This window comes from Pectinatus frisingensis, assembly GCF_015732285.1.
Lineage (GTDB): Bacteria > Bacillota > Negativicutes > Selenomonadales > Selenomonadaceae > Pectinatus > Pectinatus frisingensis.
In genome coordinates this window covers 97,460-110,414 of the sequence record NZ_WIQU01000016.1, presented here as the reverse complement: position 1 = coordinate 110,414, position 12,955 = coordinate 97,460, and the positions used below count along the sequence as shown (strand labels likewise).

General features: G+C 38.0%; 11 protein-coding genes. 2 read left to right on the top strand and 9 right to left on the bottom strand.

The window, feature by feature from the left end:
- Nucleotides 1-88: 88 nt before the first annotated feature.
- A complete protein-coding gene (locus tag I6751_RS02450; protein ID WP_196590448.1) occupies nt 89-1,282 on the bottom strand; it encodes a trans-sulfuration enzyme family protein in 1,194 nt (397 codons plus the stop codon).
- Between the two features lie 422 nt (nt 1,283-1,704).
- On the opposite strand from I6751_RS02450, the gene I6751_RS02445 reads away from it, so the two are divergent.
- Together I6751_RS02445 and mnmA are read left to right on the top strand one after the other, a co-directional pair.
- On the top strand, nt 1,705-2,862 hold the full coding sequence (locus I6751_RS02445) for a cysteine desulfurase family protein (RefSeq protein ID WP_231037801.1): 1,158 nt from the start codon (nt 1,705-1,707) through the stop codon (nt 2,860-2,862).
- Nucleotides 2,855-3,943: a tRNA 2-thiouridine(34) synthase MnmA gene (gene mnmA, locus I6751_RS02440; RefSeq protein ID WP_330998244.1), complete on the top strand. Its 1,089-nt coding sequence runs from the start codon at nt 2,855-2,857 to the stop codon at nt 3,941-3,943. Before I6751_RS02445 ends, mnmA begins: the two co-directional genes overlap by 8 nt.
- Nucleotides 3,944-4,116: 173 nt before the next feature.
- Here the strand turns inward: mnmA and I6751_RS02435 are convergent, their stop codons facing one another.
- The 8 genes from I6751_RS02435 to I6751_RS02400 all read right to left on the bottom strand — a co-directional run bounded on the left by I6751_RS02435 (nt 4,117) and on the right by I6751_RS02400 (nt 12,944).
- On the bottom strand, nt 4,117-4,959 hold the full coding sequence (locus tag I6751_RS02435) for a glycyl-radical enzyme activating protein (protein ID WP_196590449.1): 843 nt from the start codon (nt 4,957-4,959) through the stop codon (nt 4,117-4,119).
- A gap of 3 nt (nt 4,960-4,962) precedes the next feature.
- Complete coding sequence (gene hpsG / locus I6751_RS02430) at nt 4,963-7,449, bottom strand: (2S)-3-sulfopropanediol dehydratase (protein WP_196590450.1); 2,487 nt, start codon at nt 7,447-7,449, stop codon at nt 4,963-4,965.
- Nucleotides 7,450-7,480: 31 nt separating this feature from the next.
- Nucleotides 7,481-8,251 (bottom strand): ABC transporter ATP-binding protein, encoded by a 771-nt coding sequence (locus I6751_RS02425; protein WP_196590451.1) that lies wholly within the window; start codon nt 8,249-8,251, stop codon nt 7,481-7,483.
- Nucleotides 8,252-8,262: 11 nt separating this feature from the next.
- Nucleotides 8,263-9,039, bottom strand: coding sequence for an ABC transporter permease (locus tag I6751_RS13855; protein WP_196590452.1), 777 nt, complete (start codon nt 9,037-9,039; stop codon nt 8,263-8,265).
- A gap of 16 nt (nt 9,040-9,055) precedes the next feature.
- Complete coding sequence (locus I6751_RS02415; RefSeq protein WP_196590453.1) at nt 9,056-10,057, bottom strand: aliphatic sulfonate ABC transporter substrate-binding protein; 1,002 nt, start codon at nt 10,055-10,057, stop codon at nt 9,056-9,058.
- Between the two features lie 194 nt (nt 10,058-10,251).
- The gene (locus tag I6751_RS02410; protein ID WP_196590454.1) at nt 10,252-11,061 is read right to left on the bottom strand and encodes an ABC transporter ATP-binding protein; all 810 of its coding nucleotides are present in this window, start codon (nt 11,059-11,061) and stop codon (nt 10,252-10,254) included.
- A gap of 21 nt (nt 11,062-11,082) precedes the next feature.
- On the bottom strand, nt 11,083-12,117 hold the full coding sequence (locus I6751_RS02405; RefSeq protein ID WP_196590455.1) for a taurine ABC transporter substrate-binding protein: 1,035 nt from the start codon (nt 12,115-12,117) through the stop codon (nt 11,083-11,085).
- An 11-nt stretch (nt 12,118-12,128) separates the two neighbouring features.
- On the bottom strand, nt 12,129-12,944 hold the full coding sequence (locus I6751_RS02400) for an ABC transporter permease (protein WP_196590456.1): 816 nt from the start codon (nt 12,942-12,944) through the stop codon (nt 12,129-12,131).
- Between the last annotated feature and the right edge of the window lie 11 nt (nt 12,945-12,955).

The window sequence follows — 12,955 nt, the reverse complement described above, 5'->3', positions numbered from 1 at the left end:
GGCGTTCTGCTGCAATGATTCGTAAAAAATTTTGCAGGCATTTTTAATATCAATACTATCAAGTTCAGGCGGTGTGCCGCTTATATAATTATAAAAGACCTGTTTTTTCCAATGCTTGTTTAATATCGCCAATAATGTCTTCTATATCTTCGATCCCCACGCTGAAACGGAAAAAACCGCCATGGAATTCTTCAGGATAGAGATACTGCCGTTCATCATTTTCACCTAAAAATACGATCAGGCTTTCATCATGTCCAAGCGATACTGCGGATGTAATGACCTTTAGATAACTTACAAAGCGATTATGCGTATCATGATCCGCTTTTAAGCCAAATGATAATACTCCACCAAAACCAGGAACCATTTGTTTTTTAGCTGCAGCATGTCCTTTGTGCGACGCAAGCCCTGGATAAGCAACAAAGCGTACGCAATCCAATTTTTCCAAATATTCGGCTACCTGTTGTGCATTTTGATTATGCTGACGCATACGCAGCGGCAGCGTAACAGATCCGCGCATAATGAGCCATGCATTAAATGGGCTGATAATTCCACCCAGGTTTATCTGTGATTGCTGGCGGATTATGTCCAGATATTCCGTTTTACCAATAATTGCTCCACCCAGTGCGTCACCATGACCGTTTATATATTTGGTAAGACTTTCAATTACAAAGTCAGCACCAATGTCGATCGGTCTTTGGTTGAATGGTGAGGCGAAGGTATTGTCAACAGAAAGCAAAGCATTGTTTTTATGGGCAATTTTGGCAATTTCAGCTATATCAGAAATCATCAATGTGGGATTGCCTGGTGTTTCAATATGTATCAGCTTGGTATTGGATTTTATTGCCTTTTTCACGTTTTCTGGATCTGTAGTGTCAACAATTGTCGTTTCAATATTAAATTTATTATTTAATAGCTCATTAAACAGGCGGTATACGGCAATATATGTTACACTGGAAAAAATTACATGATCGCCGCTTTTCAGCAATGCAAAAAATAATCCTGACAGTGCGGCTACGCCGCTTGCCAATACTACACAATCTTCGCCGTTTTCCAATGATGCCAGTTTTTCCTGAAGGTATTTCTGATTGCTGCCGCCGTTCCTGGTATAAAGACTTTTGCCCGCGCTGCTCCAATTTAAATCTGATGGGTCATAAGGAAGCTCATAGCTATTGCCAACGGTAATAGGTCTTTTTATTGCACCGGTTTCACCATCTACATCATTACCCGTATGTACAGCTCGTGTTTGAAAACCATATTCTTTGCCATATGTCCTCTTACCCATGTGAATACCTCCGTAAATTTTAAATATTTCAGCCGTATATCTTGAATTGATCACTATGCCCCTGGCATATAGACTGGAATTTGTATAAAAAAAGGCCTCATACTATTTACATATAGATATAAATAGTACGAAGCCTTTGGTTTTCCAATCAGCTAATGAGAATAAACATTTTTTAAGATAAAACAGCCACAGTCCAACATAGTTTGAATTATAGCCCTGTATGGATGTTATATTATCATTAATACAGGAATATATAGATATATCAGATAGTCAGTATTATATATTGGACATGTAATTATGTCAAGAACAATTATCAGCAGATAATAGCATTAGTACACTTGAAAAGATGTGAATGTCGCTAAATGACATTCAAGTAATCTTATGATATGATATAAAATATGTTACGGGAAAGGGTAGAGATAATGGATCGTATTTATTTAGATTATGCTGCAGCTGCACCGCTTGATCCACGGGTTTTAGCAAAGATGATGCCGTATTTGACAACAGAATATGGTAATCCATCCAGCCTGCATTTTTGGGGACAACAGGCAAGGGCGGCTGTTCAAAAAGCAAGAGAGCAAATAGCGCACTGCCTTGATGTTAATTCGTCTGATATTGTTTTCACCAGCGGCGGTACAGAGGCTGATAATTTAGCAATTTTAGGATATCTGCGTGCCAATTATCCGCACGGCGGACATCTGATTACAACTGCGGTCGAGCATCAGGCTGTTTTGAATACTTTTCATTCATTAAGCGAATATGGGTATGATGTTACTGTACTTCCTGTTGACGCTGTCGGAAGAATATGCCCGGAAGATGTGGAAGCAGCGCTGCGTGATGATACTGTACTTGTTTCTGTTATGTATGCCAATAATGAAACTGGCACGATTCAGCCTATAAAAGAAATTGGTGAAATAACTTACGCAAAAGATATTGCTTTTCATGTCGATGCTGTCCAGGCTTTTGGATATTTGCCGGTATTTCCCGGTAAAGAGCACATAGATTTGTTATCTGTATGCAGCCATAAAATTTATGGTCCCAAGGGAATGGGAGCTCTTTATATTCGCAGAGGTATCAAAGTGGCATCAGAAGCTCATGGCGGCCCACAGGAGCACAATCTACGAGCTGGCACAGAAAACGTTGCTGGTATTGTCGGCCTTGGTGCAGCAGCCGCCGTTTTGGAGATAGAACGCCAAGAACGGTATGACAATGCGGCAGTTTTAAAAAAATATATGTATAGGCATTTGATTGCAGCAAATAATAATTTTCGCCTTAATGGTACCATGGAGCATGCTTTGCCTAATATTCTTGATTTTAGTATTGCCGGTATTGATAACGCAATTCTTCTGATTGCTCTGGATATGCAGGGAATAGCAGTTTCTGCAGGATCTGCCTGTGAAGCCGGGGCTGTTGAACCATCGCACGTACTACAGGCTATGAAAATTGCTGATGCCTGGGCAAAAGGAAGTATCCGTGTATCATTTGGCACGGGCAATAATATAGAACAGATAAAATCGGTAGTAACTGCTATCAAGCAGACCGTAGATGATATAATGAGGAAGGAAAAAATTTGTGAATAAGCGAGTAGCTGTCGCTATGAGCGGCGGTGTAGACAGTTCGGTAACAGCAGCTATATTAAAACAAAATGGCTACGACGTTATTGGTATTACATTGCGTCTTTGGGAAGAAGGTGAAAGCTGCGAGGTAATAGATAATGTTCACGCCTGCTGTTCAGCGGATTCTGTGAACGATGCCAAGGCTGTTGCCTCAATAATTAGCATCCCCCATTATACTTTGGATTTTCGGGATGAATTTAAAAATGATGTTATCGATTATTTTGTGAAATCGTATGCAAAAGGATATACTCCTAATCCCTGTATTGCTTGTAATAAATTTATCAAGTTCGGTTTATTGTGGGAAAAGGCACAGCAGTTTGGTGCTGATTTTCTGGCTACCGGGCATTATGCCCGTATCATATATAATGATCAATGTGGTAAGTATGAACTGCTGCGCGGCATAGACAGGCATAAAGACCAGTCTTACGTATTATATCAATTATCGCAGGATTTATTGGCTCATATACTGCTTCCTATGGCTGAACTGGAAAAGACACATACGCGGGAATTAGCTAAAAGTTTTCAGCTCCCAGTGTTTAATAAATCAGAAAGCCAGGATATATGTTTTATTCCAGACAATGATTATAAAAATTTTTTACGCGGGCAGATACCTGCTTCTTTTCAAGCAGGAAATTTTGTGGATTCAAAGGGAAATTGCATTGGCAGGCATAAAGGCATACCTTGCTATACAATAGGTCAGAGACGCGGCTTGGATCTGGGCGGTCCTGGCGGTCCCTATTATGTGACAGCGCTTGATACTGCCAATAATAGGGTCATTGTAGGTCCGCAGGATGAATTGTTTTCTCGCGTCGTATATGCCGATGAGGTGTCTTGGATAGAAGGTTTGCCAGATGATATCCTCCCTTTCCGTGCCAAGGGGAAAATACGTTATGCAGCCAAAGAAGCCGATTGTACAGTTTACCCTGATGGAAATAAATTACATGTTGAATTTGACATTCCTCAGCGGGCTGTAACAGCCGGACAGGCATTAGTATTGTATGATGGTGAACGTGTCCTGGGCGGCGGTGTTATTACTAACGACTAAGAGAAAAATAAATTAAAGGGGCTGTGGCAAAATGAGTACTCATTTTGCCACAGCCCCTTTAATTTATTTTTATGCAGCAGCAACATTATCCACAAAATACTGGTCCTATTCTATTTAGGGATTTTTTGGTAAAACTGCTGATACATTGATATATGGATTATCATTCATTTAAATCAATCGTCCATTGGATATTTACGTCCTAAGGTTTTGTATTTGCCAACGCCGAAGCGATGATATGAAAGTTTTTCATAAGTCACTGCCGGTTTATCTTTTAAATAGTCCTCAATTTTCTGCAAATCTTCTATAGAATTGTTAAACCCTGGAATTACAGGTGTCCTGACGTGCTTATGCAGATGTGGGAAATCATTACAGAGACTTTCAAAATTATTTAATATTACTTGATTTGATTTACCTGTATAAATAATATGCTTGAAATTATCCAGCGATTTTATATCGAACAGGATTGTATCTAAATATTCAGCAGTCTGTTTTAATATGGAATAATCTGCATAACCGCAGGTTTCCATTGCAGTTGACAGACGTAATTTTTTGGCTGCTTTAAGTAAATCAATCAGGAATTGACCATGTATTAATGGTTCACCGCCACTGACCGTCAATCCGCCATTACCACCGCGGTAAAAAATACTGTCCTGTTCGACAATATCAAGGAGTTCGTCTGCAGTATACTCTATACCCTCTTTTTTGTAAGCTTTGGCCGGACATTCAGCTATGCATTTCATGCAGTTACTGCATTTGTCTCTTTGAATAATGGCTTTGCCTTCAGAAGAAAACATAATTGCATTATTCTCGCATACTTTTTGGCATTCAGAGCATATTTCATTGCCAAGACAGCGTTTTTCATCATAAGAAATTTCAGGATAGTGATTTTGTGATTCCGGGTTGCAGCACCAGCGGCAGCGAAGCGGGCATCCTTTAAAAAAAATAATTGTCCGTATTCCAGGTCCATCATGCAATGAATAATGCTGTATATTAAAAACCAATCCTTTTTTTCCCATAAGCTAAATGGCTTCATTCTGCGTACGCGCAATAATATCGTTCTGTAAATCAACTGACAGCTCAGTAAAGTATGCACTATACCCGGCAATACGCACGAGTAGATTTCGGTAATTTTCCGGGTTCCTTTGTGCAGCGATTAATGTATCCTGATTTATTACATTAAACTGTATATGCCATAATTTCAAGTCACGCCATGCTTCAATAAATTGAACAAGTTTTTGTGTACCGCTTTCCCCTTGTACGCAGGCAGGACTTAATTTAACATTGAGCAACCGTGCTGCGCGTTCGTGATATTGGTAATTTTTAGTGGCAAAGTTTGATAGTAATACTGCAGTTGGTCCATATAAGTCTGCACCTTGAGATGCACTGGAGCCATCTGATAATGGTGTCCAAGCTAATCTTCCGTTCGGTGTAGCACTGACTACCTTGCCAAATGGTACGTGTGATGTAAAAGGAACATAACGTAAATCAAGATTTATACCCAATTCTTTCGAATATTGCCTAGTAAATAATAATGCTTCACGGTCAAGAGTACGACCTATTTCATCGGCATAATGATCATTGTTACCATATTTAGGTGCATTTACGAGACGTTGCCGCAGCAGTTCATATCCGGTAAAATTGTGCTGCATTGCTTTTTTTACCTGATTTAATGTTGCTTTTTTTTCTTCAAAGACTATTTTTTTTATTGCTGCCAGTGAATCTATTACAGTTGCATATCCAATAAATTCGAAGTAACCGAGATCTATGCCGCCTTTAATATGCGGCTGATGAAGATCAGTAAGTGTGTCACGACATAATTTATGAAGTGCCGATCCTAATGGACTGGCAAAATGCTTAGCGCGTAATCTGATGATTTCATGCTGCTGAATAAAAGCATGCTTAAGAAAATTTTTCTGCTGCCTTAAATATGCTGCAAAAAATTCATCAAAGTCAGTAAATGTTTCAGCGTCTCCTGTTTTTAAGCCTATAAGTTCATCACCATATTTTAGCATATGACCGTTATAAATTGTCATTTCCAAAGCTGCTGCAAAATTTATATAAGCATTCGGGCTGGTGTAAGTATCGCGATTAGGCATACGGCATTCGGCACATCCGGATACACTATAATCATATGCATCTTCAAAATCAGCGCCTTTGGAAAGCAGCAGCGGTATAACTTCTTCATCATTAATAAGTTTTGGAAAACCGGAACCTTCTTTTATGGTTTCTGCGACTTCTGCCAAATATCGCTGTGAACTGCGTGTATGGATACGTGCTGCTAAATCCGGATAATTCAGTGGAAATTCACGTTTTGATTTCAGCAGAATATATGTCAGATCGTTGACAGCATCATTTCCATCTGAAGTCTGTCCACCGACAGTAACGGCTTCCCAATGGGCATAGCCTTCATTAAAGGCGCCTCCGGCACTTGATATATAAAGGTCTATATATTGAGACATAGCAACCCACATGCAGTCAAATATTTCCTGAACATCATCATCAGTGATCAGGCTTTTTTCTATATCATTCTTATAAAAAGGATATAGATACTGATCCATGCGTCCGTTGGAAATAACGGTGCCTGTTTTTTGTTCTACCCGGGAAAACATCTGTGTAAACCATTGGGACTGGACTGCCTCACGAAAATTTCTCGCAGGATATTCCGGTACCTGCCAACAGATTTTGGCTATTTTTTCCAATTCAGCCTTGCGTACAGTATTATATTCCTTAGCAGCCAGCTGCCCAGCCAGCTTGGCATGGCGGTGAGCCCATAGAACAATTGCGTCGCATACAGTAATAACTGCATCTATAAAAGGTTTTTTTTCAGTTTGATCGACAGGACTGAATTCATCAAGTTCATTTAGCTTTTTTTCCATTTCCCTGCGTATGCCGGAAAACCCTTTTTGCAAAACGATCTTGTAGTCATGGACCCATTGTATTGAGGAACGAAAAGACGCTGTTTCATTAACGATAAAGCGAGAGGTAAAATCTTTATCCTGGTTATAAGTTAGAGCTGCCGTTTTTGGTGTAAGTGCTTTTATTAGGTCTTCATGAAATGTTTTTCCTTTCCAATACGGTGCAATTTCTTCGCTTATAATCTTAGCATCATTAGGATCAATGTTAAAAGGTGATGTTTCCCGTTCGGGCAATTGTTTTATGGCATCGCCAAGAATATCACCGTCAAGCTCAGGATATAATATACCATAACGGCCAGGTCGGCCTATTCTTCCTATTATCAGCTGATTATCGTCAATGTATACTTTAGCATGTTCGGCATAATACTTGAGAGCTTTTGCCCAGCGCAGAATAAGCGGCTGACCTTCTGTGGTTTTAAACGAACGAGTAAAATATAAACCACGTTCAATATCAATGACGGGTTTTTCCCCTTGCACATGTTTCAATAAATCAAAGGCTCTGTTTTTTTTGTTATATAAAGTATTTTTTTCTCCATTAATTTCAAACAGGATACGTTTTTCCTGTGCAGAAAGGACTTTTTCTTTAGACATATTAACCTCCGTTTGCATTTTCAGCATAAATTTATATATTATAAAAAAATGTTTGCGATTTCTCTTCAAAAAATTCTTGGTATATTTTATCTCTTTGGCAGTGAAAATCTGGACTGGTGCGGCTGCGAGGCACAGATTGTTCAACATTATAAATATGCTTGATACTGCCGGGATGCGTGTTCATAACAATGACCCGCTGACCTAAATAAACGGCTTCGTCAATATCATGTGTCACAATAATCATTGTTATATGTTCTAATTCCCATAATCGCAGCATTTCTTCCTGTAAATGTATTTTAGTTATTGCATCTAATGCCCCAAAAGGTTCATCAAGCAAGAGTAATTTGGGTTGATTCGATAATGCCCGCGCAATTGCTACACGCTGTGCCATTCCACCTGAAAGCTGCCGCGGATAATTTTTTTTGACATCATGAAGCCCGACTATCTCCAAATTTTTAGAAACTATATCATCAACATTTTCCGCTGATTCCGGTAAACTGAATTTTATGTTTTCTTCTACAGTCAGCCATGGCAGCAATCGATGATCCTGAAAAATAAATCCACGTTCGCGTCCCGGACCTGTAATTGGTTTATTCTCAAATTGCACTGTTCCTTTAAATTCAGTATCCAGACCACCGATAATCCGCAGTAAAGTGCTTTTACCACAACCGCTTGGACCAATTATCGATATAAATTCTCCTACTGTTATAGCCAAATCAATATTCTTCAGAACAGGTTTTTCCTGATTGTTAGAAACAAAAGTTTTATTCAAATTTTCGATTTTAATAATTGGCTCAGTCATACATTATCCACTCAATTCCATTTTATCATCCGATTTGATAGTTTCTTTAATATATCATCCATGAATTTACCAACAATTCCTATTATCAGCATTCCCAGAATAACCATATCAGGTCTGGATAAATCACGCCCATCCATGAGCATATAGCCAACACCACTTGTAGCTGCAATCATTTCAGAAGCTACTACGCAGATCCATGCGCTGCCAAGTCCCAGCCTGGTACCGGTCATTATAAATGGCAATGCACCTGGCAGTATAATATGTTTGATTACTCTTTTTTGGGGGACCTCATAAACACGGGCCAATTCTATATATTTTTTATCAATATTTTTTATACCATCTAGTGTGTTTAAAAAAATCGGGAAAAAAGCACCGATAAAAATTATATATATCTTAGATGCTTCTCCGATACCAAACCACAAAATTGCCAGCGGAATCCATGCTATCGGCGGTATAGGCTTTAATACCTGCAAAACAAAATCAGTAATTATTTCAAATTTTACTGACAATCCTGCTGCTATTCCAATAGTCAGGGCAGCGGCCAACGCTATTATAAAGCCCTCTAGTACTCGTAATATACTGATGATTATATTCCCGGCTAATGTGCCATTAGTAGTCAGTACTACTGCTGTTTGTATCACTTTATCCGGTGCCGGCAGCGTATAATTATGGATTATTCCTAATATGGTTGTACCTTTCCATACAAATAGGATTAAAATTGGAAATATCCAATATAAGCTCCAATATTTAATTATTTTCCCATAATGATTAGTAGCAACCTCTTTCACGTGGATTACCTCACATTCATTTTTCTACCCCGGAAGCTTTCGAATAGTCCAAGTTAATGAAACTGTCCATATCAATGTTGTTTTGAATAAGATTCTGCTGGAGTAAATAATCTTTAACTTTTGTTATTTCATTTATGTCATCTATTGTTAATACCGGGTTATAATCAAGATTTTTAAATGTATTTTCCAATATTGCAGGTTCAACTTTCATATCCTTTGCTATCAGTTCAGCTGCTTCTTTAGGATTTGATTTAATATAATCGGATCCTTCCTGACATGCCTTGATATAAGCAGTTATAATCTGCGGATGCGCTTTAGCATATGGGCTTACGGCATAGGTTACAAGATTGCCACGCTTTATACCTGTTCCATCGGCAATGACTTTAGCTTTACCCTCAGATACCAGCTGTGAAATAAAAGGTTCCCATATAACTGTGGCATCGATTTGACCGCTTTCGAGTGCTGCGGGTATGTCTCCGGCGGCTAAATTTACCGATTGTATATCATTAAATGTTAAATTGTCTTTTTTTAACAAAAGTGACAATAAATGCTGGGCATAAGTACCCTTTCCGTAAGCAACTTTTTTACCTTTTAATTGTGCTGCTGAGGTGATATCTGAATTAGAATTAACTAATAAAGCCAATGCTTTTTCACCATATGCTACATTAGCTATTATCTGTATATCTTGACCGGAATCCTTTGCTAAAATAGCAGGCATGTCAGCCATAAAACCTATATCGTCATGCCCGGAAGCCACTGCTTCATTAACTAATGGACCTGATTTGAAATCTGTCCATTCATATTTTGCATTGACTTTTTTTAATTCGTCTTCCAGATAACCCTTTTCTTTGGCAACATAAACTGATGCATATAATGGATATGGCTGAGCACCTATGCGCAAAACATTGGGTTCACCGCTTTTATCAGCGGAATCATTGTTTCCGCTGTTATTCGGACTACAGCCGGCTAATAATATGGTAATAGCTGTAAACAGTAAAATCATAATCATTTTTTTCATAATGGTTTCTCCTATATAAATAGTAGTTTTAAAAAAATAAAAAGCATTATATTATCTACACATAAATATAAATAGCACAGGGTTTTGGGGGTTTCAGGCAGCCAATACAAATAAAAATAAATGTAATACATAGTAATATATATTTGGCAGTACAATTGCGATTATCATAGATTTTAGTGATGAAATGTAAACTATTACAGAATAATAGTTTGTCGTATTAACTGCAGAATTTCTTCTCTTATTTTTAAGAAATCTTTACTGTGATAAATTTGTTCTGCATTATTTTTGGCGATAGAATAAGTAAAATCTGTTTGATATTCTTTTGCTATTTTCCCGGGACCTTTTGACATAACTATTACTCTTGTTCCTAAAGATAATGCTTCGTCAACATCATGCGTAATAAATAAGATGGTATTTCCCAATTCAAGCCAGATATGTCTCAACAATGACTGCATCTGTCCTCTTGTTAAAGCATCCAGCGCTCCAAAAGGTTCATCCATCAACAATACTTTGGGACTATTGATCAATGCTCTGGCAATCGCCACGCGCTGCTTCATTCCACCGGATAATTCATATGGTTTATGATTTTTGAAGTCAAGTAGACCTACTTTAGCTAAATAATCTGTCACCAATTTTTCTGATAGTTCTTTAGAAAAATGCCGCATCTTTAAACCAAATTTTACATTTTCGCTTACGCTCAACCAGGGATAAAGCGGCGGCTGCTGAAAAACAACGCCGCGCTGCCAATCAGGGCCAGTGATTAATTGATTATCAAAATTGGCATTTCCCTGCGTAGGCGATATAAAACCAGCAATGATTTTAAGCAGTGTGCTTTTACCACAACCAGAAGCCCCCAGCACACATACAAATTCTTTTTCATTTAAACGGAGGTTAATGTTTTCTAATACATTCATAGTTTTTGAAGAATATGCCAATGCCACATTATTGAGCGTTATTACATTTTCATTTAAAAAATGATTATCTTGCAGCTTTAAAAAAGTCATATTGTAATCCCTGCTTGCTGTTTATTTTGAAGCAGCTTCAATGAATGATGGATCCACTGCTTTTTCAAATGCATCAATATCCGGGGCTGAATCAATGGCTTTCTGCTCTACCAGAAAATCAGCAGTATCTTTTAAGGTTTTAACGAAATCGCCTTTTTTATTGCTGGTACCTAAATACTGTTCTTTTAATTGATCTTCTCCTGACAGCCATACAAGCTCTTTCATTTCTTTTAAACTTTCTTCTTTATCAATTTTAAGTTCTGTCGCCACAGTTTGTGCAGATTCATCAGGATTGTCTCTATAAAGATTGAATGCTTTTTCCTGAAGTTGAATGTATTTTTTTACAATATCCGGATATTTTTGGGCAAATTCAGTTCTTACTATGCCAACATCAGCAGTAACTACACCTTTTTGTGCCAGTTCACGACTGGTAACTAAGATTTTTCCATCAGCAAGCAGTTTTCCTAAAGTAGGCTGCCAAACATAAGCAGCATCAATATCACCGCGCTGCCATGCAGCAAAAATTTCAGGTGGCTGCATATCAAGAATCTTTACTTCATTTGGGGCTACACCATTAAGTTTAAGCGCATTGAGCAGACTGTAATGAGTCGTTGAACCTGATGGAACAGCAACGGTCTTACCTTTTAGATCTTTTATTGATGCTATATTGGCGTTGTTTTTTACGGCTAATGCTTCATTGTCTCCTTCTATATCATGAATCCAAAAAACTTCATAGGGAATTCCTTTTGCGATACCGATTGCTGCAGGAGTAGACCCTAAAATTGCAATATCAATACTACCAGAAGTCATTGCTGTATTAACATCTCTGCCTGAATCGAATTGTTTGAAGTTAACTTTGACACCAAGTTCTTTTTCATACCATTGTTTTGCAACTAATTCGTCATTTGGTATTGCCTGCAATCCAATAGTAATTGATTCAGGTTTAGCACTCGCGCTTTCATCCTTCTTAGCTTGGTCAGTTCCGCATCCTGTAAGCTGGAATGCAAGAATAAACAAAGTCAAAATACTTAAAATTACTACACTTTTTTTCATCATTTTTCTCTCCTTTACTCTTTTCCTTTCCATGGGACAAGCCTGTTTTCTATAAATTTCAATAGAACATCTAATATTATTCCGGTAATTCCCATAATTAGAATGCCTACAAAAATAACATCGCTGAGCAAAAATTTACTAGCATCAAGAACCATCCAGCCTATTCCTGTTTCCGCAGCCACCATTTCTGCTGCAACCAAAGTTGTATATGAAAATCCCAATGCTGTTCTCAATCCAATAAAAATATCAGGAAGACATGACGGGAAAACTATATAGAAAAATATTTGGTATTTATTTGCACCTAGAGTATAGGCACCATAAATATAATCCTGCCTAATTTTCATTACCCCGGAAATACAAGCAAGATATACCGGAGCAAAACCGGCTAGGTATAACAGCATTATTTTTGAACTGTTTCCTATTCCCATCCAAATGACTAGCATAGTATAATATGCCAGTGGCGGTAAAGGCCGGTAAAATTCTACCAAAGGTTCAAAAACAGCCCTGATCTTTGAACTATACCCGCTCAAAAGCCCAATGGGAACAGCCGTAATACAGACAAGTCCAAATGCTATCAATAATCGTTCAAGGCTGTCAAATAAATGTCGTGAAAGTGCTGAACCCTTGTATCCCTCTGCAATAATATCAATAAATGTTTTATATACTTTCCATGGTGATGGTATGATAACATTAGAAAATATTTGCAAGTCAGTCACGATATACCATGTTACAAAAACGATGCTTATTGTCAGCAATGTAATCAAGCGTTCAATTTTCAACTGTGCCTTTATACTTTGTTTTATCTTTGTCGGTAAAGTCTGCGGAAGCATATACGTTTCAT

Bases quoted from the DNA above. Each gene is read 5' to 3' on its own strand.
- hpsG (WP_196590450.1), bottom strand. From the start codon at position 7,449: ATGTCTAAAGAAAAAGTCCTTTCTGCACAGGAAAAACGTATCCTGTTT.
- I6751_RS02400 (WP_196590456.1), bottom strand. From the start codon at position 12,944: ATGCTTCCGCAGACTTTACCGACAAAGATAAAACAAAGTATAAAGGCA.
- I6751_RS02445 (WP_231037801.1), top strand. From the start codon at position 1,705: ATGGATCGTATTTATTTAGATTATGCTGCAGCTGCACCGCTTGATCCA.
- I6751_RS02425 (WP_196590451.1), bottom strand. From the start codon at position 8,251: ATGACTGAGCCAATTATTAAAATCGAAAATTTGAATAAAACTTTTGTT.
- I6751_RS02450 (WP_196590448.1), bottom strand. From the start codon at position 1,282: ATGGGTAAGAGGACATATGGCAAAGAATATGGTTTTCAAACACGAGCT.
- I6751_RS02415 (WP_196590453.1), bottom strand. From the start codon at position 10,057: ATGAAAAAAATGATTATGATTTTACTGTTTACAGCTATTACCATATTA.
- I6751_RS02435 (WP_196590449.1), bottom strand. From the start codon at position 4,959: ATGGGAAAAAAAGGATTGGTTTTTAATATACAGCATTATTCATTGCAT.
- I6751_RS02410 (WP_196590454.1), bottom strand. From the start codon at position 11,061: ATGACTTTTTTAAAGCTGCAAGATAATCATTTTTTAAATGAAAATGTA.
- I6751_RS02405 (WP_196590455.1), bottom strand. From the start codon at position 12,117: ATGATGAAAAAAAGTGTAGTAATTTTAAGTATTTTGACTTTGTTTATT.